The 19376-nt window shown below is 64.7% G+C and carries 16 protein-coding genes; 5 read left to right on the top strand and 11 right to left on the bottom strand.

Annotated features, from left to right (window positions below; genetic code table 11):
* Positions 1 to 361: 361 nt before the first annotated feature.
* Complete coding sequence (locus tag FOZ70_RS10340) at positions 362 to 2320, top strand: glycosyl transferase family protein (protein ID WP_258025591.1); 1959 nt, start codon at positions 362 to 364, stop codon at positions 2318 to 2320.
* The gene (locus FOZ70_RS10335; protein WP_219705778.1) at positions 2317 to 4011 is read left to right on the top strand and encodes a bacteriophage N4 adsorption protein A; all 1695 of its coding nucleotides are present in this window, start codon (positions 2317 to 2319) and stop codon (positions 4009 to 4011) included. The genes FOZ70_RS10340 and FOZ70_RS10335 overlap by 4 nt, the downstream gene beginning before the upstream one ends.
* 40 nt (positions 4012 to 4051) lie before the next feature.
* Here the strand turns inward: FOZ70_RS10335 and FOZ70_RS10330 are convergent, their stop codons facing one another.
* A complete protein-coding gene (locus FOZ70_RS10330) occupies positions 4052 to 4954 on the bottom strand; it encodes a hypothetical protein (protein ID WP_224052045.1) in 903 nt (300 codons plus the stop codon).
* 745 nt (positions 4955 to 5699) lie between these two features.
* Complete coding sequence (gene fabF / locus FOZ70_RS10325; protein WP_219705858.1) at positions 5700 to 6989, bottom strand: beta-ketoacyl-ACP synthase II; 1290 nt, start codon at positions 6987 to 6989, stop codon at positions 5700 to 5702.
* 99 nt (positions 6990 to 7088) lie between these two features.
* Between fabF and FOZ70_RS10320 the strand changes: the two genes are divergently transcribed.
* The gene (locus tag FOZ70_RS10320; RefSeq protein WP_060129648.1) at positions 7089 to 7724 is read left to right on the top strand and encodes a TetR/AcrR family transcriptional regulator; all 636 of its coding nucleotides are present in this window, start codon (positions 7089 to 7091) and stop codon (positions 7722 to 7724) included.
* Between the two features lie 74 nt (positions 7725 to 7798).
* Here the strand turns inward: FOZ70_RS10320 and FOZ70_RS10315 are convergent, their stop codons facing one another.
* Positions 7799 to 10099 (bottom strand): NADP-dependent malic enzyme, encoded by a 2301-nt coding sequence (locus FOZ70_RS10315; protein WP_021156702.1) that lies wholly within the window; start codon positions 10097 to 10099, stop codon positions 7799 to 7801.
* Between the two features lie 136 nt (positions 10100 to 10235).
* Here FOZ70_RS10315 and FOZ70_RS10310 point away from each other — a divergent pair, with 136 nt between their 5' ends.
* Positions 10236 to 11207, top strand: a complete 972-nt coding sequence (locus FOZ70_RS10310) for a LysR substrate-binding domain-containing protein (protein WP_021156700.1) — start codon at positions 10236 to 10238, stop codon at positions 11205 to 11207.
* Positions 11208 to 11293: 86 nt separating this feature from the next.
* Here the strand turns inward: FOZ70_RS10310 and FOZ70_RS10305 are convergent, their stop codons facing one another.
* The 8 genes from FOZ70_RS10305 to FOZ70_RS10270 form a co-directional block, all read right to left on the bottom strand.
* Positions 11294 to 11971 carry a hypothetical protein gene (locus FOZ70_RS10305; RefSeq protein ID WP_219705776.1) on the bottom strand — a complete coding sequence of 226 codons (678 nt, stop codon included), beginning with the start codon at positions 11969 to 11971 and terminating at the stop codon, positions 11294 to 11296.
* Positions 11972 to 12076: 105 nt separating this feature from the next.
* Positions 12077 to 13969 (bottom strand): SAM-dependent methyltransferase, encoded by a 1893-nt coding sequence (locus tag FOZ70_RS10300; protein WP_104765749.1) that lies wholly within the window; start codon positions 13967 to 13969, stop codon positions 12077 to 12079.
* A 44-nt stretch (positions 13970 to 14013) separates the two neighbouring features.
* Entirely contained in the window at positions 14014 to 14598 is a 585-nt protein-coding gene (locus FOZ70_RS10295; protein WP_258025590.1) for a GNAT family protein, read from the bottom strand.
* A 60-nt stretch (positions 14599 to 14658) separates the two neighbouring features.
* Positions 14659 to 15102: a hypothetical protein gene (locus FOZ70_RS10290; RefSeq protein ID WP_059627684.1), complete on the bottom strand. Its 444-nt coding sequence runs from the start codon at positions 15100 to 15102 to the stop codon at positions 14659 to 14661.
* Between the two features lie 157 nt (positions 15103 to 15259).
* Positions 15260 to 15487 (bottom strand): hypothetical protein, encoded by a 228-nt coding sequence (locus FOZ70_RS10285; protein WP_021156695.1) that lies wholly within the window; start codon positions 15485 to 15487, stop codon positions 15260 to 15262.
* Between the two features lie 127 nt (positions 15488 to 15614).
* The gene (locus FOZ70_RS10280) at positions 15615 to 15989 is read right to left on the bottom strand and encodes a VOC family protein (protein ID WP_021156694.1); all 375 of its coding nucleotides are present in this window, start codon (positions 15987 to 15989) and stop codon (positions 15615 to 15617) included.
* Positions 15990 to 16731: 742 nt separating this feature from the next.
* Complete coding sequence (locus tag FOZ70_RS10275) at positions 16732 to 17646, bottom strand: alpha/beta hydrolase (RefSeq protein WP_060160006.1); 915 nt, start codon at positions 17644 to 17646, stop codon at positions 16732 to 16734.
* A gap of 87 nt (positions 17647 to 17733) precedes the next feature.
* Positions 17734 to 18600, bottom strand: a complete 867-nt coding sequence (locus FOZ70_RS10270; protein WP_081052753.1) for a helix-turn-helix transcriptional regulator — start codon at positions 18598 to 18600, stop codon at positions 17734 to 17736.
* A gap of 196 nt (positions 18601 to 18796) precedes the next feature.
* On the opposite strand from FOZ70_RS10270, the gene FOZ70_RS10265 reads away from it, so the two are divergent.
* Entirely contained in the window at positions 18797 to 19303 is a 507-nt protein-coding gene (locus FOZ70_RS10265; protein WP_219705774.1) for a GNAT family N-acetyltransferase, read from the top strand.
* Positions 19304 to 19376 lie beyond the last annotated feature (73 nt).

Below are 19376 nucleotides of genomic sequence, written 5' to 3'. Positions count from 1 at the left end.
CGCGCAGCGATGGCGCACGACTTGCTACATGACCTGTGTGCTGCGGAGTCGGTGCGCGGGGGCACTGCGCAAGCGTCGGGTGGAGAGCGGCTGCAGGCGATCAGGAATGCAGGGACGGAGGCAGGCAGGCAAGCGATAAACGGGCAGTCAAAAAGTCATCCACTGAACACGTTGCATCGTTCGCGATGCAACGTGACCACATCGGGAAAGCTCGCGTGCTGCCGGCTTTTTCGAACGGCGGGAATTCGCGCGGCGCAAGCCACGGAGTGGACGTGACGGGGCCGGCGAGGACGGGGAACTTTCGTCTTTCGTCGATACGAGGGGAAATAATCAAATAAAAGATAAAATCGCGGAAAAAATGATGGATAACATGATTTGGAGTGCGTACTTATACGCACTTAACCTTGTCGCCATTGTGACCGCAATTGTCATCCTGGTGAGCACACTGGATGACCTCACGCTGGATGCCTGTTACTGGTCGTTTGAAATCCGGCGCATCCTGCGCCGTGAAAAATCGCAAACGATCGATATCGGCATGCTGCGCGGGCTGGAAGAACGGCATCTGGCGCTGATGGTTCCGGCCTGGAAGGAATACGACGTGATCGCCAAGATGATCGAAAACACCTTGGCGACCCTCGAGTACGAGCGCTACGTGATATTCGTCGGCACCTATCACAACGATGCCGAAACCACGGCCGAGGTCGAACGCATGGTCCGCCGGTACCCGGGCAGGGTCACGCGCGCGACCGTGATGAACGACGGGCCGACCTGCAAGGCGGACTGCCTGAACTGGATCATCGAAGCGATCCTGCGCTACGAAGCGGTCCACCGGATTCAATTCGCGGGCGTCGTCATGCACGACTGCGAGGACGTCATTCATCCGGTCGAACTCAAGTACCTCAACCACGCGGTGGCGGATAGCGACCTGGTCCAGCTTCCCGTGCTGTCCTTGCCGCGAAAATGGAACGAGTTCGTCGCCGGATGCTACCTGGACGATTTCAGCGAAACGCACCAGAAGGACGTGCCGGTTCGGGCCCGCCTGACCGGCATCGTCCCGGGCGCGGGCGTTGCATCGTGCTACAGCAGGCGCTCGATCGAAGCGGCGATGAAGGAACGCAACGGCTCGCCGTTCAACACCAGTTCGCTGACCGAGGACTACGACTTCAGCTTCCGGTTGAGAGACCTGGGGATGAAGGAAACCTTTGCATGCATTCCATTGACGGGCATCACGCGCGATGCAGCGGAAAGACGCGCAACGGGTCGCGTCGCCAATCGCAACCTGCTGGCCACGCGCGAGTATTTTCCGAAGACATTTCGTACCGCGTACCGTCAGCGCACGCGCTGGATCCTCGGCATCGCCTTTCAGGGCTGGGAGCAACTCGGCTGGAAAGGCAATCTTCTCACCCGATACATGTTCTTCCACGATCGCAAGGGCATCGTGACCTCGCTGTTCTCGGTCATTGCCTATGGCGTGCTGGTCAACTTCCTGTTGCTCGGCGCACTTCAGCGATCCCTCCATGTCATCCCCGTCGGCGCCCCGCTCTTCATGGCGAGCCAATGGGTCGCGCCGCTGCTGTGGATCAACACCGCCATGCTGTTCGCGCGGGCCGGCCAGCGCTTCCATTTCGTCAGCAAGCTGAACGGCCCGACCCAGGGGCTGTTGTCGATCCCGCGAATGTTCGTCAACAACCTGATCAATTTCTATGCGGTTTGCCGCGCGTGGCGCATCTATATCGGCCACCTGGTGACCGGCAAGCCCATCGCGTGGGACAAGACCAGCCATACCTACCTGTCGAACGAAGCGCTCGGGAAAGCGCGCATGAAAGTCGGCGAGATCCTGGTCGGCTGGGGCGTGGTCACGCTGGAGCAATTGCAGGCAAGCCTCGAGAAGCAGCTGACCTGCGGCAAACGTCTCGGTGAACTGCTGGTCGAAGGCTGCGCGATATCCGCCGAATCGCTCGCGGATGCAATCGCCGAGCAAGCCGAACTGCCCCGGGTGAGCCTCGGCAACGTCGCGGTGGGCCACTTCGCGGATTCGCTGGCATTCGAGCTGCAGTACGCGTACCACGCCGTGCCGTTTTCGACCGCGGAAGACGGCACGTTGAACGTTGCGGTCGGGCGACCGCTCACGCCGGACGAACAGGACGTCGTGCGGCGCGGCGCCCGATCGAATGTGGCCTACTTCATCGCCTGCGATGCGGAGATTGCCGCCGAACTCTCGCGGCACTCGCGCTTCGTCGAACTCGCCCGCGCACGCGACGGCGACCCGGCGGCGCAGCAGGGCGCCCTCGTGACGAAACCGTCGGGAGAACAGGCATGAAGCATTCGAAACCCCCGATCGCGGCCGGCCTCAAGCGCTGCGCCCGGTTGAGCGCACTGGCGATCGCCGTGTCGCTGGTGTGGCACGCGCCGGCCTCCGCCGCGCAGCCGCTGACGCCCAAGGCCTACCGGCTCGCCGACAGCGCCTACAAGGCGATCAATGCCGGCGACCTGCCCCTCGCGGAAGTGTATGCGTCGCGCGCCATCCGGATTCAGCCCGGTAGCGAACAGCTCGGGCTGCTGCTCGTCGACGTATACAGGCGGGAAGGAAAGGTCGACGAAGCGGACGCATTGGTGGAATCGCTGATGGTTCGTTTTCCGAAAAGTGCGGCGGTGCGCGCGCAGCACGGCTACCTGGCGCAGCGGCAGATGCGCTACGACGTCGCCTGCAGCGATTTCTCGGCCGCCGTCGCAACCGGGACATGGAGCAAGGAGCAGCAGCGCAACCTGCGTCTCGCCTGGTCGGACAGCGCGCTCGCGGCGAATCGTCCGCATGAAGCCGGCATTGCGCTGGCCCCGCTCGCCGATGAAAAATCGGCCGTGGTGCAGCTGCGCATCGCGCAGTTGAGCCTGCAGGCGGGCGACCGCGATACCGCGATCCGGATGGCGGATCTCGCGGCCGGCGATGCGACGACCGAAGGCGAGCGCAACATGGCCGCGTCGATCGCGGCGCAGGCGCGGCAGGAAGACCAGCCCACCCAGGCGCCGGTGGACAATACCGCGCAACAGAAATTGCAGGAAGCCTATGACCTGCTGCGCGACCACAAGGATCGCGAGGCACTCGACGCATTCCAGGAGGGATTCGCCGGCGGCGCCGGCAACGCGATGAACTACGCGGACGCGGGTTATGCCGCCAAGCGGATCGGGTTGAACGACGAGTCCATCGACCTGTTCGAGCACAGCCTCGACGCCGACGAGAACGAACACAAATTCGATGCGCAGCACAAGTTCGGCTATCGACGGGAAGTCGAGCAGCTTCAGCGCACCTGGGGCTTCGTGCTGAGCGCGCCGTACCAGTCGGCCGCGTTCGGCCCGCAAGGCACGATCAGCGTGTTGCAGCCGGGTATCGAAGCGTATTGGCAGCCGCCGAAGATCGGCTACCAGAACGGCCGCATCTTCCAGTTCTTCGTGCGCGGATACGGCACGGCCTACGACGGGACGGGCAACGTGACCGGCATGCCGACCGTGCAGGGTTCGGTGGGCGCGCGCTACAAGCCGCTGCCCGACCAGAACGTCGTGCTGACCGCCGAGCGGCTGTTCCACGTCGGCAGCCTGTCGATGACGGACTGGCTGATGCGCGTGGGTTATTCGTCGGAGGCCGGGACCGACCTGAGGGTGACCGAACCGAGCTGGCGCAGCTGGCAGGCGTATGTCGAGGGCGCGTACTTCATCAGCGCGGGTCGATACATCATTTATTCAGAGCTGCGTTACGGGCACACCTGGCGTTTGCCGATGATCAGCGATCGGCTGACCATCTACCCGCACGCGGCGGTGGCCGGCGATCACGACAATCGACAGCCGGAAAAGACGGCGATCGGCGCCGGGCCCGGCATCCAGTTGCGGTACTGGTTCCGCGAAGGGCGGTACAGCGCGCCGGCAAGTTATCTGGATGTCACGGTGCAATACCGGTTCGGATTGACGTCAGCGGCACGCGCACGTGGTCTCGTGGTACGCGCGACATTGTGGTTCTAACCAACGACGCTGACGCTTGCTCCTGGATGGCGCTGTTCGCTTAGTTGGGCGCCTTGAGCGTGATGATCGTCTGACGCAACAGCTGGAAGTACGAGCTCGTCGAATACGGGAGCATTTGCTCGACGTAGTTCCACCAGAAGAATCCGCCGATGAAACGCGGATCGGCCATGCTGTTGACCATCGGGTAGTAGGTCTTGATCAGGTTCTGCTGCACCGATGCGGGCGCGGAGGTATCCGAGGTGCCGATTTCGCCGAAGCCGACCTTCGCGTTCGGGAAGATGCTTTCCAGCGCCGCGAAATCGTTCTTCCACGTCGGGTTCAGCCCCGGGCAATCCTGATACGGGTAGTAGCTGAACAGCGCGTAGTCGGCCTGCTGGCGAACCGTCGACGACAGGAACGTGGTCGGCCACGTCTTCCAGTAATCCTGCGGCTTCTCCCAGCAGTTGTTGCCCTTGCTGTCGTCGTTGTAGTACAGCGTGATGGCCGTCTTGCCGCCGTTCGATTTGACGATCTGGTTGGCCGCCGCGACCATCTGGCCGATCTGCTGCTCTTGCGAGTTGACCACGGAATTCGTGCCGCTCGGGTTGTTACGCAGCCATTCGCCGTTGATTTCGTTCGCGATCTCCCAGACGTCGACGGTGTTCTTCAGCTGCGACACCAGTTCCTGCGTTCGCGCCTGATACGTGGCGAGATCCGTCGGGAAATAGTAGGAATCGTAGACTTCGCCCATCACGTACGCGACTGCGTGCAGGCGCAGCAGAGGCGCGTAGTAGTCGGCGGCCGACGTACCCGGATCGAACACGACACGCACGGTGGGCTTGTACGGCAGGTTCTGCAGCGACGCGACGATGGCGTCCAGTTTGGTCAGGTCGTCGAGGGTCACACCGTAGACGGGATTCTTCAGAGGTTCGACCTGGGCTTCGGCGGGCCGGGATAAAGGCATGAGCCCGGCATAAGCGACGCATGCGGCGATGGCCGTGCGCGAGATATTTTTCGTCAGTCCTTTCAAAACGCTTTCCGTTATAAAGTAAGAGGAAGCGCGATTTTAGACGAAAATAAAAGCTAATTATCGGATGATAGGCGAAGTAGCGGGCCCTAAAACTTCGTTAGGATTGGTATCGAATACGTGCTATCCGGCGTGTCGCCACGGGCGATTGTTACGAAATACTGATTAAATCGGCGCGAGGCGCAGAGACGCGGCAGAGGCGTCCAAGGGTTTAGCCGATATCCGGGTGGTTGCTTGCAAACGATTGCGGACATCCCAAGCCGGTAGCAACGGATTTCGACTGACAAGCGCGGCAGCGTGAAGGGAGCCGCTCGCCAGGGCCGCGCCTCGAGGTTGAAACGGCCCGAAGAAATCAGGGCGGCCGGAACGTCCGTCGCGAGAGTGAGATCAGACGGGTAAGTCAAAACCCTGATCTCTCGGCCTGCGTCAGATCAGACCTGGGATTGCTTCGCCGTCACGCCACCACGGGCCGTGATCGACCCGAAGCCGACGTACGCCGGCGCATTCGCTGATGCCGAGAGCGAATGCTCAATTGAATATTCCGATTAGTCCGCGCCCCGAAGGGTTTCGGCGAATGGCCCGGACTTCAGGCATCCGCCGAGCGTTCGACCGTGAACCGATCGCCGATCGAGGAGCCGACCGGGCCACTGGCACCCGGCAGGCTTCGCAGACGCATGCGACATCACGCTTCCCAACGCTTGAAGACGACGCTGGCGTTCACGCCGCCGAAGCCGAAACCGTTGGCCATCGCGTGAACGATCGGCATGTGCCGCGGCGCATCGCGCACGATGTCCAGGCCCTCGGCGAGTGCGTCCGGCTGTTCGAGGTTCAGCGTCATCGGGACGACCTGATCGCGCAAGGCCAGGGCGGTGAAGATCGCCGCTACGCCACCGGCCGCGCCCAGCAAGTGGCCCGTCGCCGACTTGGTGGAGGTGATGGCGAGCGGGACGTCGACGCCGAACAGGTCGCGCACCGCGGCCAATTCGCCCAGGTCGCCGACCGGCGTCGAGGTGGCATGAGCGTTGAGATGCTGCAGGTCGGACGGAGTCAGGCCGGCCTGCGTCAGCGCCGTCTGCATCGAGCGTCGCGCGCCGCTGCCGTCTTCGGGGCCGGAGGTAATGTGAAACGCATCGGCGCTGGTGCCATATCCAATGAGTTCGACCAGGGGCGCGGCGCCGCGCGCAAGCGCGTGCTCGAGCGATTCGATCACCAGCATGCCGGCGCCTTCGCCCATCACGAAACCGTCGCGGGCCCGGTCGAAGGGTCGCGATGCGCGGGTGGGTGTGTCATTGAAGCCGGTGGACAAGGTCTTCGCTGCGGCGAAGGCGCCCAGGCTGACGCGATCGATTGCGGCCTCGGCGCCACCGCACACCGCGATGTCGGCCTCGCCGCAGCGAATCAGCCGCGCCGCGTCGCCGATGGCCTGGATGCTCGCGGCACAAGCCGTCACCGGGGCACCCATCGGCCCCTTCAGGCCGTGCCGGATCGACACGTGGCCCGCCGCAAGGTTGACGAGGAACGAGGGGATCGTGAACGGCGACAGACGCTTCGGTCCGCGCGTCTCGGTCGTCCGCACCGCGCCCGCAATCGCCGGAAATCCACCGATGCCCGACGCGATGACCGTGGCGGCGCGCCGCTGGGACGCTTCGTCGGCCGGAGCCCATTGCGCCTGCGCGAGTGCCTCTTGCGCGGCGGCGAGCGCGAAGGCGATGAAGCGGTCGATCTTGCGCTGGTCCTTGGTCGACACGAAGCGGTCGATGTCGAAGCCGCCGCACCCGTCCTCGTGCACGTCGGGCACCACACCGCCCACGCGGGCCGCGATGTCTGCCGTCATCGAATCCGGTAGCCGGCGCAAGCCCGACTGGCCGGCCAGCAGCCGCTGCCACGCCAGCTCGACTCCGCACCCCAGCGGCGAGACCATTCCCATCCCGGTGACGACGATTCGGCGGTTCGCAGTGGGCGTGATGTGCATGGATTCTGTCCTGGTCGATCTATTGATGATGATCGACATCATACAGTATTGAGTATGATTGTCATCAACACGCAATGCCATGCGCACGAAAGGATCTTCATGAAAGTCTCGAAAACGCAGGTGGCCGAGAACCGCCTGGCCATCCTGCAGGCTGCGGCCCGGCTATATCGCGAACGCGGTTTCACCGGCGTGGGAGTGGCCGACATCACACGCGAAGCCGGACTCACGCACGGCGGGCTGTACCGGCACTTCGAATCGAAGGATGCACTGGCGGCGGAGGCCGCGGAATATGCGTTCGAGTGGAAACTCTCCGAGCTGGAGACACCGGATGCCGATGCGAACACCGACGCCGACGGGTTCCTTCGAACCGGCGTCGCGAATTACCTGTCGCCGCAGCATCGCGACAGCGTCGGCCAGGGCTGCCCGGTGGCCGCGCTCGCGGCAGACGCGGCACGCGAAACGGGTGCGATCGCAGACGCTTTCGCCCAAGGCATCGGGCGCTACATGACGCTATTCGCGCAGCGGAGGCCCGATGGCACCGAGGCTGCGCAGATCGAACCCGAGGACCGGGTACGAGCAATTTCGATGCTGTCGACAATGGTGGGCGGATTGATCCTCGCCCGAGCCACCGCGCGGGGATTGCCCGAGCTATCGGACGAGATTCTCGCGACCTTGCGCGATCATCTTGCGGCCACATGGGGCCTCGATGAAGTCAACGTCGACGGGCGCGACTAGAAAGCCATCGCCGAAGGGGCGAGTCCCCCCGAACCACACCGCGTCCGGTGAACCCGCCCCCTTCCGGTTTCCGCTCAAACAGACGCGTTCCGGTTCGCCTCGATCACCGTCAACGCCGTCATGTTCACGATCCGCCGCACCGTCGCGCTGGACGTCAGAATGTTCACCGGCGCGTTGACGCCCAGCAGGAACGGTCCCACCGCCACATTGCTGCCCGCCTCCGTCTTGAGCAGGTTGTACGCGATATTCCCCGCATCCACGTTCGGGCACACGAGCAGGTTCGCCGCCCCCTTCAGTGGCGACATCGGCAGCAGCCTCGACCGCAAGCCCTCGTCGAGCGCGCAGTCGCCATGCATCTCGCCGTCCGCCTCGATATCGGGCGCCTGCTCCCGGATGATCTCCAGCGCCCGGCGCATCTTCACGCCCGACGCCGCACTCCCCGACCCGAAGTTCGACCGCGACAGCAACGCCGCCTTCGGCGTGAGGTTCAGCCATTCCATCTGACGAGCCGCGGCAATCGTGAATTCCGCGATCTGCCCGGCATCGGGATTGTCGTTGACGTGCGTGTCCACCAGCGCGACCGTCCGCTGGTCGAGCAACAGGATGTTCATCGCCGCATACGTGGACGCACCCGGCTTCCTGCCGATCACCTCGTCGACGAACCGCAGGTGGTTGTGATATTCGCCGACCGTGCCGCAAATCATCCCGTCCGCATCGCCGAGCCGCACCATCATCGCGCCGATCAGCGTCAGGCGGCGCCGCATCTCGACCCGCGCCATTTCCTTCGAGATGCCGTCCCGGCAGCGCAGCTCCCAATACGTCGTCCAGTACTGCGGGAACCGCTCGTCGTACTCGGGGTTCGTCACCTCGACATCCTGGCCGAGCCGGATCCGCAAGCCGAACCGCTCGATACGCGCCAGCAGCACTTCCGGGCGCCCGACCAGGATCGGACGCGCCAGCTTCTCGTCGACGATCACCTGCACCGCGCGGAGCACGCGCTCGTCCTCGCCTTCGGTGAAGACGATCCGCGCCTTGCCGCCGTCACGCACCAGCCGGCGCGCCGTCGCGAACAGCGGCTTCATGAACGCGCCGGAGTGGTAGACGAATTGCTGCAGTTGCTCGACATACGCGTCGAGATCCGTCAGCGGGCGCTTCGCCACGCCGCCTTCCATCGCCGCCTTCGCCACGGCCGGCGCGATACGGACGATCAGGCGCGGGTCGAACGGCTTCGGAATCAGGTATTGCGCGCCGAACGCCACGTCGTATGCGCCGTAGGCCGCCGCGACGACTTCGTTCTGCTCTTCCTCGGCCAGCCCCGCGATCGCGTGCACCGCGGCGATCTCCATGTCGCGGGTGATCGTCGTCGCGCCCACGTCCAGCGCGCCGCGGAAGATGTACGGGAAGCAGAGGACGTTGTTGACCTGGTTCGGGTAGTCCGAGCGGCCCGTCGCGATGACGACGTCGTCGCGCGTCGCATGCGCCAGTTCCGGGAAGATTTCCGGCGTGGGATTGGCCAGTGCGAGAATCAGCGGGCGCGGCGCCATCTCCTTCAGCATCTCGGCACTCAGGATGCCGCCGACCGACAGGCCCAGGAACACGTCCGCGCCGCCGATCACGTCGGCCAGCTTGCGCGCATCGGTTTCCTGCGCAAAGCGCGACTTGGCCGGGTCCATCAGCGCGGTGCGCCCGCGATAGACGACGCCTTCGATATCGGTCACCCACACGTTCTCGACCGGCAGCCCGAGGTCGACCAGCAGGTCCAGGCAGGCCAGCGCGGCGGCCCCTGCGCCCGACGTCACGACCTTCACTTCCGAAATCGACTTCCCGACGACCTTCAGCCCGTTGATGAACGCGGCGGACACGGTGATGGCGGTGCCGTGCTGATCGTCATGGAAGACCGGGATCTTCATGCGTTCGCGCAGCTTCTGCTCGACCGTGAAGCATTCGGGCGCCTTGATGTCCTCGAGGTTGATGCCGCCGAAGGTGGGCTCGAGGCCCGCGATGATGTCGACCAGCTTGTCCGGATCGGTCTCGTTGATCTCGATGTCGAAGACATCGATCCCCGCGAACTTCTTGAAGAGCACGGCCTTGCCTTCCATGACCGGCTTGGACGCGAGCGGGCCGATGTTGCCCAGACCCAGCACGGCCGTGCCGTTCGTGATCACGCCGACCAGGTTGCCGCGGCTGGTGAAGCGGTGCGCCTGCAGCGGATCGGCGGCGATGGCCTCGCACACGCCCGCCACGCCCGGCGTGTACGCCAGCGCGAGATCGCGCTGCGTCACGAGCGGCTTGCTGGCGACGACCGAGATCTTTCCCGGGGTCGGAAATTCGTGATAGTCGAACGCTGCCTGCTGCTGTGTCTCAGTCTGTTTCATGTTTTTCGATCCGGGCACGGGCGCCAGGCCAGTCCCGGCGCGATCCATGAAGGTGATTCTAGGGATCCGCCATAAGGTGATGATTCTGTTTTAATATCGCTCCATCACTTTTTCATGATGAATACGTGACCAGTCAATGACTTTTGACGCGAACGACGTGGTCAGGCGGCTGGGCGCGCGCCTGAAGATGCGGCACCTGGTGCTGTTGCTGCAGATCCAGCAGCACGGGTCGCTGACGCGTGTCGCGGAGCACATGGCCAGCAGCCAGCCGGCCGTGACGAATGCGCTGTCCGAGCTGGAGAGCATGTTCGGCACGCCGCTCTTCGAGCGCTCGTCGCGCGGCATGCGGCCTACCGCGCTCGGCGCGGTCGTGCTCGAGCGGGCGAAGGCGATGATCAAGGATCTCGACCACCTCGCCCGCGAAATGGAGGCCGTCGCCGCCGGGCATGCGGCCCACCTGCACATCGGCGTGATTCCGTTCATTTCCGGGCAGATGCTGTCGGCGGCGCTCAAGCGGCTGCAGGCGCGCATGGAACGGCGCCTGACCGTGACGATTCACGAAGGCACCAGCGATCAGCTCCTGCTGCAGCTCAAGGACCACAGCGTCGACATCGTGATCGGGCGGGCGTCGTCGGCGATCGACCTGGGGCAGGTTTCCTTCGAGGTGCTGTACCAGCAGCAGCCGCGCATGATCGCGAGCCGGCGTCTTGCCGCGAAACTGGCCCGCACCGCGCTGGACTGGCACAAGCTGCACGCGCTCGACTGGATTCTCGGCGCCCCGCATACGCCGATGCGGGAACAGGTCACCGACCTGTTCCTGTCGGCCGGCATCCCGCCGCCCGTGCCGATCGTCGAAAGTTACTCGTCCAAGCTGATCGGCGAGATGATCGCGTCGAGCGACGAGGCCGTATCGATCGTGCCCGCCGACATCGCGGAAGAACTGGTGCGGATCGCCGGCGTGGCGATCGTGCCGTACTCGCTGGTCTGGACGCTCCCGCCCATCGCGCTCTTTACCCGCGCCGCCGATTCGCGCTCGCCGGCGCGGGATCTCCTGGTCGACGCGTTGCGCGAGGTATGCAGGGAGACTTACGGGGAAGCGCAGCGATGAGGCTGCGGGCGGCCGCCTGAACGGCGGTTCGCCCTCGCCGGCAACCCACGCGCGCGGCGGCGGAGGCTCGCCGCACCGGCTGCGCGCTACTTGCTGGCGGCGAGGTGACGCAGAATGTCCGCACGCTCGGCGCTCAACACATGATCCGAGCCCTCGCCGCGGTCATAACGCTTCGCGATGCGGTAGGAAAACCGCTTCCTGTACTGCCCGATGGCGGGGTCGAACGTCCACGCGTCGACGACGAAAAAGTGCTTGCCGAAATGATCCTCGTCGTCGGCCCACACGAAGTCCGCCCGCACGAACACCGGATAGGGCGACACGTCCGGCACCTTCCACATCGCGCGATCGGCCGTCTCGGTCTGGGTGACTTCCGGCATCAGGTTCTCGATCTTGCCGTTCGCGCCATAACGCAATATCGCCACGCGCTCCAGCATCCCGCTGCCCCCGCCCGAGAACATCCCCGAGAAGAACACCCACGAGCCGCCCGACGCAATCGGCAGCCGCTCGGACCGCGGCATCAGTCCGAACTGGTAAAGCTCCTTCGACGAATGGGGAACCGGCTCGGGCGGCATCTCGAAGCATGGCGCACGATCGGGGAGCACGCAGAGTTTCACGCCGGACAGCGGAAGCCCGTCCGCATCCTGCCGGCCCTCCGCCTGGGTGAAACGCGGGAATGCCGGTTCGCTCGGGGCGGCCTGCGCACCCGCGATGCCGGCGAAGGAAATGCCCAGGATCACCCCGAGCGACTTGACGACCCTGCGCATGCACCTGCCCTCTCTCTCATGTTTTGATAGCCGCGAATTGTCGATGATCCGGCCGCTTCTGTCGAATGGGCGGTTGCGGCCGGCGCTGCGCGTCGCGCCGGTTCGTCAGACCGTCGCCAGAACCAGACGCCCCGGCGACGCGCCGATGTGCAGCCCGTCGGCGCGATTCGCGAGATAACGCCGGTTCAACTCGTCCGGCGTCCATGTGTTGCTGTGGCTGAAGCCCAGCGCGGCGAGCCTCGCGGTCAAGGCGTCGGGTTCGAAGAAGCTTTTCCACGGCTCGCCACGCTCGGCGAATCGCGCCGTCATCTGCTCCATCGCGATGCGCATGATCGGCGGCAGGCTCGACAACGGGACCACATATTCGAGCAGGACCGCGCTGCCTTTGGCACACCCGGCGATGAAGCGCAGCGTGTCGATCACTGCGGCCTCGTCGAGATACATCGTCACGCCGAGCCAGCTGAACAGCGCCGGTGCATCGGCATCGAAACCGGCGCGCGCCAGCCCTTGCGCGAGACCGACCCGCTCGAAATCGACCGGCACGAATTGCAGCGACGGCGGCACCGCCATGCCCGCCTCGCGCAGACGAGCCTGCTTCCACGCCTGCGTCGCCGGCAGGTCGACCTCGAACACGCGCCCCGGCGCATCGGCTCGCCGGTATGCGCTGGTATCGAGCCCCGCACCCAGCACCACATACTGGCGGATGCCGCGTTCGATCGCGTCGGCCCACACGTCGTCGGCAAGCCGGCTGCGTACCACCACCGTGCTGCGCATGCCCACCGTCATTGGCTGGCGGAACTTGTCGAGATTGTCGCGCAAGGCTTGCGCCTCAGCCGCACCGAGCACGGTCAGCGCGGCCGGATCGTCGAGCACCAGCGGCCGGTCGAGCAGCTGGTGCGCGGCCCGCTGCGTGGCCACCAGCAACGCGCTCGGCTTGGGCCCGGCGTTCACCGGCGTCGTGTCGTGGCCGACGACATGCGCCCGGTTCAGATAAGCAAGCAGCGCATCGTCGAGGCCGATGCCCAGTTGCAGATCCGGTTCGCGCATCATCGCATCGCGCACGCGTGCTTCGAGCGCCGCGTCGTCGCCGCAGAAGCTGTCGAGAAACAGCTGCTGCCAACGCTTGACGATCGCCTGCACCGGTGCGGCGCCGGCGTCGACGCCCGCATCCATTTGCGCTCTCAGTTCGGCCACCAGCGCCGGCCACGCTCGATGCTTCATGGCGGCGAACTGGCGCCGCCGCACCTCGTCGGCCTGGGTCGGGTCGAGGTGTTTCGCAAGCAGCGCGCAGCGCGCGTGCACGAACGCTTCGTCGATCCATGCCAGCATCTCCGCCGTAATGCCGACGATTTGCGGAGCACGCGGTTCGTCGAGCTGAATCGCCATCAGCTTGGTCGCGAGCGTCGGGTCGTTGCGGGTCATCCGGACCACGAGCCGGATCCAGCGCCATGCCAGTGCCTGGGCGGCCTCGCTGCCGGCCGGCAGCGCCTGCTGCCGGGCAACGCGAACTTCTTCGATCAGCGCGGCCCACGACGGATCCGTCGGCGCGATCGTATCCGGCCCGGATGCGAGCAACGCATCGAGTTCGTCGTCTTCAAGGTGTTTTTGGATCATGTTCATCCACTCCAGAGCGTTCAGCCAGTCGGTCGCCGTGGTCTCGTCGCCGGCGGCGATCATGTCCACGATGTATTGCAGGTGACGACTCAGGCGCTGCGCGCGCGATGCCTGTGCATCGAGTTCCGCGATCTGGCGCTGCAGAAGCTGGAGCGGCGAGCCGGCCAGTTGGCCGTCGAGGCTCGCCTTGATGTCCGGCAGCGAATACCCGAAGCGTTTCAGCGCCTCGATCCGATGCAGCCGGATGAGGTCGTCCCGCCCATACAGGCGCGCGCCGCCGTCCGTGCGCTGCGTCGGCGACAGCAGCCCGATCGCATCGTAGTGGTGCAACGCACGGACGCTCAGTCCCGCCTTCTTCGCCAGATCGCCGATTTTCAGTCGCATTTTTTTCCCGGTCGTCGGTGTCGACCATAAAAGCTGACGTAGCGTCAGGTGCAAGGGAAATCGAACGGGGCGTATCCAGTTGAACGCCAAGGAGCGGGTTTCTCGTACAGCGACCAGACAATCCCGTCCGATATCAACCCCACGCGAGTGAAGCCAAGCGACTCGTAATAAGCGCAGAGCGTCACGTTTTCGACGGCGCAATCGAGCCGGACATAATGCCGGTTCAAGCTGCTCACCTGGCGAGCGCACCAGTCGAGCATGAAACCGCCGAGCCCGAGCCCGTTGAAGCCTTGCCGCACGCACAACCCGTGCACGTAACCGGCGATCGGCTCCTGCGGCCCCCAGTGCCGGTCCTCGTCGAAGCCGAGCGAGAACGTTCCGGCCGGCGTGCCGTCCAGCTCGACGACATACACGTCCTTTTCAGAAACGTTGCTCCGCACCCACCGTTCGGAGAATCCGTCGCCTTCCTTGCCCCACGCATGGTCGCCGTACGTGAGCTTCTTCGCGTGTGCGTCGTTCCGGATCCGCGTCAGCGCCGGTACGTCGTCTGCCGTTGCCCTGCGGATGCTTGTCGAAGTCATCGCCCGTTTCTCCGTGGCGTCGTCACGTCGCGGCTCGACAGCCGCCATCCCGTCACGCCGCATTTTCGACAGCGGGCACTCGCCCGGTCAGCCGAAGGGACGACGCTCTCATGAAGCTGCCGCCTGGAACCAGCGCGTACACGGGCCCGTGTAAATAAGCACGGTCGCGATCGCATTGGCGAGAAAGCCCACTTCGATCAGGCTCAGCCTGAAAGGGAGCCCCATCACGAGAAGGGCCATCGTCGTGACGACCGTGAGCCCCAGTTCCAGCACACGCGCCAGCTTTTGTCGCTGGCACAGGCCCACGATCAGGCTCGCGTTCAGCAAAAGCCAGAAGGCCTGGATGATCCCGATCATCGCAGCACCTTTGCGCATGAGCACGGCTTTCGCCGCGGGGATTTCGCCAGCCTGGTCGAAACCCAGCATCGTGAGCCAGACGGCGAATCCGGCCTCGATGAGCCAGACAATCGTGAAGAGCGCGATAGCGTGACGGATCTGCAGCGGTGCGTCGGCGCGAAACGCCGGCATGGCCTTCAACTTGCTGATTGGCATCGTCTCTTTCAGGAAGCTTGCGCTCCCCGCCCCGGATTGTGTTCGTATCGTATTTGCCGCTTGCCGATTTCACGACGCAGCGAGTTTCGGCCGAGTGTAGTCCATCCGCGATCGCCGCAGACGCGTACGCGTACGCGCACGCACGCCGAACACGCGTCTAGTGCGAAGCATTCAAGCCCTGCCGGAGAGCCTCGTAGATCCCCGCGCCGGCATCAACGATGAACAGGAGGGCAATGGCGACGCACACAACGCGCCCGATACCGCGCAGGCGCGCCACGCCGACATACAACCCGACAGCGCCGACGCAAAGCGTCACGGGCCAGTAGATGGCCCCCATGAGAATCGCGATGACGGGAAAAGGCAGGTCAATGGCGATGTCACTCATCCCGGAAAGCTCCGTTGCTCGCATGAAGCAAGCGTTCGCTCATCGATTCGACGGCGTCGGTCGACCGCCGTCCCTCCGCACCTGACCTTGCAAGCCGCCGCGCCGCCCCATGCTGCCCGACAGGGCATCACCCCTGCGCCTGATGGCACACCACCTCGATATTGTGTCCATCCGGCCCGATGACAAATGCCGCGTAGTAGTTCGCGTGATAATGCGGCCGCAGCCCCGGCGCGCCATTGTCCTTCCCGCCCGCCTCCAGCGCCGCGCGATAGAACGCATCGACCTGCTGCCGGTCGTCGGCCACGAACGCGATGTGAAGATGCGCCGGCTTCTCCGACGTCTGGAACAGGCACAACGATGGTTTGCCAGGTGGTGACATCTCGATGCCGTACGACGGATCGCCCTCACCCACCACCACGACGCCAAGCGGTTCAAGTGCGTTGAGGAAAAACGTCTTGCTGGCTGCAAAGTCGCTTACGCCGAATTTGACATGGTCAAACATGACTCCCCCTTCGGATGGATGGGTCTGCCGGCACCCGGATCGGATATGCAAATCACCGCGATGTTGCCACATGCAGCGATCGGTGGCACACCTGCCCGCCCTCGAACATAAAAAGCCCGACACGGTCGGGCCAACGAGCGGGATACAAGAAGAATCCCGCTCACCCCTCATCGAGCGGTCACACCGCGCTGCCTGACGTCATCACGATCCGGGCAAGAGCCGACGATTGCACACGACGTTGCGACCGATCGTCGATCGTCAGGATTCCATGAAAGGGTTCGGAAAGAATGGCTATGGCGAAACGGGGGTGCCGGATGACGCACCCGCCGGCACGGTCGGGAGCGGAACGGCCGGTGGCGCCCGCCCGAAAAAATTGGCCCGCACCTGAAAACCTGAAAGCGCGGGCCAAGCCGAGAACACACAACACCTTGGGGGGGATCAAGGCGAGACCAGTCTAGCCCGAGTCGCCGGAAAGAAAATTTCAGGCCGGATTACAGCTATTACTCCATATGACGAAGCATCGGCCGCCGCCGTGTGCGGGCCAAGGGGCGACACATCGTCCGCGAGCGCGTGCGGCATCGCGGCGTGCCGTTCGCCGGTGTCGCTTCGTGCGGGCGATGGATGCAGTCGCGCCTCGGCATGCGTTGCCGCCTTCCCCGCAAACGCAGGCACCATCGAAGCCGGCGGTATCGCCATTCGCGCAAGCCGTGGACACCGCACGCACGCGCCGCAACCGGTCAGGTCAGCACGCGCCGGACAGATGCAGCGTGAACCACTCCACCGCTGCCCGGCTCGTTTCGTCGAAATGCTCGATATACGGCGTGAAATGCCCGCCCTTGATCTGCAGCAGGCGCTTCGGCTCCAGCGCGTTCTCCCACGCCTTGAGGCACAGGTCGGTCGGCGTCAGCAGATCCTCGTTGGCCACGATCATCAGCAACGGGGTTGGCGAGATGCGATCGACATACTGGCCCGGCTCATTCTCGCGCGACATCTCGGCGCTGCGCAGCGTCACTTCGTTTTTCCAGTTCGGCGCACACCGCGCCGCCGACTCGGTGAAGAACCGGTACGCATCCGCGCCCGCCATCGCGCAGGCTGTCGCGGGGTCCGCACTGACTGCCGGTAACATCGCCGGCACGCCGCCCGCGAATCGCTGCCTGCGATCTTCATCGAAGCGAGCCAGCGCCGCGGGCACCAGATCGGAACGCGTGCGGCGCAACGCCGACTGATATCCGCTGATCGTCGGCACCTGCGACACCACGCATTTGACGCGCCGGTCGATGGCCGCGACTTCGAGCACGTGGCCGCCGCTGTAGCTGGTGCCCCAGATGCCGATGCGTGCGGCATCGACGTCCGGGCGCGTCAGCAGATAGCTGATCGCATCGCGATAACCGCGCTTCTGCTGCACGGGGTCGATCTCCTGACGCGGGTACCCGTCGCTCGCGCCGAAATTCCGGTGATCGTAGAGCAGCACGCCAAAACCGCCGGCGGCAAATACCTCGGCGTAGCGGTCCAGATATTGTTCCTTCACGCCGGAGAAGCCGTGCGCCATCACGATGGCCGGATACGCCTGCGTGCCGGCGATGCGCTGCGCCGGTTCGTAGTACCAGCCTCGCAGCGTGGCGGCTTCGGACAGGAATTCGATGTCGTGTCGCGTCATGTCGGCTTGCCTCGTTCGGTCGGTGGATTCGATGACCGACACGATAAGCGTGCGCGCCGCGCCCCGCGTTTGCTGGAAAGACGTTTGCTACGCGGAATCGGACAGTTTCGCGTACGCGCTGGGTGTCATGCCGGCAAACCGGCGAAACACGGTCGAGAAGGCGCTCGTGGTTTCGTAGCCGAGCTCGGCCGCGACGGCGATCACGGAGCGCCCCGAGGCCAGCAGCGGACGCGCGGCCGAAATCCTGGCCTGCTGGCGCCACTGGCTGAACGACAGCCCGGTTTCGGCAGTGAACAGCCGGGCCAGTGTCCGGCTCGACGCACCGACTTCGTCGGCCCATTGCGTCAGCGTTCGCTGATCGGCCGGATTCGCGAGCATCGCGTCGCAGACCCGGGCAAGACGCCGGTCCTGGCCGGACGGCAGCCGCAACGGTTGCTCGGGAGACCACTCGATTTCCGCGAGCATGAGCTGGATGACGAGCGCGTCGCGTCCGTCGGGATCGACCTCGACCGGGAACGACGACGCACGCACGATCAACTCGCGCAGCAGCGGCGAAACGTTGACCAGGCCCGGCTGATCCGGGTACGCGGATCGGCAGGCTCGCGGGTCGACGTAGGCGGTGCGCATTTCGAGTTGCCCGTGTGCGCGCATCGCGTGCGGCAGGTCGGGCGGAATCCAGAGTGCGCGATGCGGCGGGATCATCCACAGCGACTGGCAGGCGATGACTTCGGCGATGCCTGTCGTGGTGTAGACGAGTTGCGCGCGCGTGTGCCGGTGCTCCGCGACGACGAAGCCGTCGGGAAATGCTTTCGGCATGACGGCCGCGATGGCGGGTGCATGCTGGTAGTCGCGCGGGTCGGTACTCTTCGTGACCGGTGGGACGCCGGCCCGCTTCGGATCCGCCGCCTCGCCGTGCCCGATCGCTTTGCCGTGGCCGCGCCTTTCGACCTTCATCGCTCGTCCTTTCATGTGTGCGGAATCGCCGGCGCGTGCGATCCGGCGAACCGGACGGATGATACGGGAATGTCGGAATGAAGCAGTAAATCGGCAACCCGATCTCACTGCCATACCGCAAACTCGACAAGCAGCGCCGGACTTCCGGTGTCGCCGGTTTCAGCGGCATGCCGCGCGAACTTGGAAGTTCGATTCCGTGCTGCTATCGTTGTGCACGCAATTAATTTTCCGGAGCAGCCGATACATGCCCTTGATCTTGCGCCGTGCGATGGCGGCCGATGCCGCGGAGGTGGCTGACGTGTATCTGCGGTCGCGCAACACGCTCGCCTCCTACGCGCCGCTCGCGCACTCCGAAGCCGCCGTCCGCGACTGGATTGCCGACGTACTCGTACCGTCGGGCAACGTGACCGTTGCGATGAACGACGATCGCATGGTCGGCATGGCCGCACACGTCATCACCGACGGTACGGCATGGCTCGACCAGTTGTACGTGTGCCCCGAATTCAAACGACAAGGGATCGGTTCCGCCCTCCTGGAATCGGTGAAGTCGCAGACGGTTGGCAAGCTCCAGCTCTATACGTTCCAGATGAATCGCGATGCCGCCGCGTTTTATGAACGGCATGGTTTCGTAGCCATTGCATATAACGACGGAAGCAGGAACGAGGAAGGTTGTCCCGATGTGTTGTATTGCCTGACGCGGTAGCTTCCGTCCGCATGCTCCACGTCGCCGGTCTGTCGTCGGCGGGATTGAAGCGGGCTCGGAGCCGGAAAAGACG

It is taken from the genome of Burkholderia sp. COPS, assembly GCF_019425585.1.
Classification (GTDB): domain Bacteria; phylum Pseudomonadota; class Gammaproteobacteria; order Burkholderiales; family Burkholderiaceae; genus Burkholderia; species Burkholderia cepacia.
Note: the sequence above shows the minus strand (reverse complement) of the source record. Positions and strands in the feature narration are given on the sequence as shown.

Bases quoted from the DNA above. Each gene is read 5' to 3' on its own strand.
- FOZ70_RS10305 (WP_219705776.1), bottom strand. From the start codon at position 11,971: ATGCGCAGGGTCGTCAAGTCGCTCGGGGTGATCCTGGGCATTTCCTTC.
- FOZ70_RS10285 (WP_021156695.1), bottom strand. From the start codon at position 15,487: ATGAGTGACATCGCCATTGACCTGCCTTTTCCCGTCATCGCGATTCTC.
- fabF (WP_219705858.1), bottom strand. From the start codon at position 6,989: ATGCACATCACGCCCACTGCGAACCGCCGAATCGTCGTCACCGGGATG.
- FOZ70_RS10300 (WP_104765749.1), bottom strand. From the start codon at position 13,969: ATGCGACTGAAAATCGGCGATCTGGCGAAGAAGGCGGGACTGAGCGTC.
- FOZ70_RS10330 (WP_224052045.1), bottom strand. From the start codon at position 4,954: ATGCCTTTATCCCGGCCCGCCGAAGCCCAGGTCGAACCTCTGAAGAAT.
- FOZ70_RS10320 (WP_060129648.1), top strand. From the start codon at position 7,089: ATGAAAGTCTCGAAAACGCAGGTGGCCGAGAACCGCCTGGCCATCCTG.
- FOZ70_RS10335 (WP_219705778.1), top strand. From the start codon at position 2,317: ATGAAGCATTCGAAACCCCCGATCGCGGCCGGCCTCAAGCGCTGCGCC.
- FOZ70_RS10315 (WP_021156702.1), bottom strand. From the start codon at position 10,099: ATGAAACAGACTGAGACACAGCAGCAGGCAGCGTTCGACTATCACGAA.
- FOZ70_RS10275 (WP_060160006.1), bottom strand. From the start codon at position 17,646: ATGACGCGACACGACATCGAATTCCTGTCCGAAGCCGCCACGCTGCGA.
- FOZ70_RS10295 (WP_258025590.1), bottom strand. From the start codon at position 14,598: ATGGCGGCTGTCGAGCCGCGACGTGACGACGCCACGGAGAAACGGGCG.
- FOZ70_RS10270 (WP_081052753.1), bottom strand. From the start codon at position 18,600: ATGAAGGTCGAAAGGCGCGGCCACGGCAAAGCGATCGGGCACGGCGAG.
- FOZ70_RS10340 (WP_258025591.1), top strand. From the start codon at position 362: ATGGATAACATGATTTGGAGTGCGTACTTATACGCACTTAACCTTGTC.
- FOZ70_RS10310 (WP_021156700.1), top strand. From the start codon at position 10,236: ATGACTTTTGACGCGAACGACGTGGTCAGGCGGCTGGGCGCGCGCCTG.
- FOZ70_RS10280 (WP_021156694.1), bottom strand. From the start codon at position 15,989: ATGTTTGACCATGTCAAATTCGGCGTAAGCGACTTTGCAGCCAGCAAG.
- FOZ70_RS10290 (WP_059627684.1), bottom strand. From the start codon at position 15,102: ATGCCAATCAGCAAGTTGAAGGCCATGCCGGCGTTTCGCGCCGACGCA.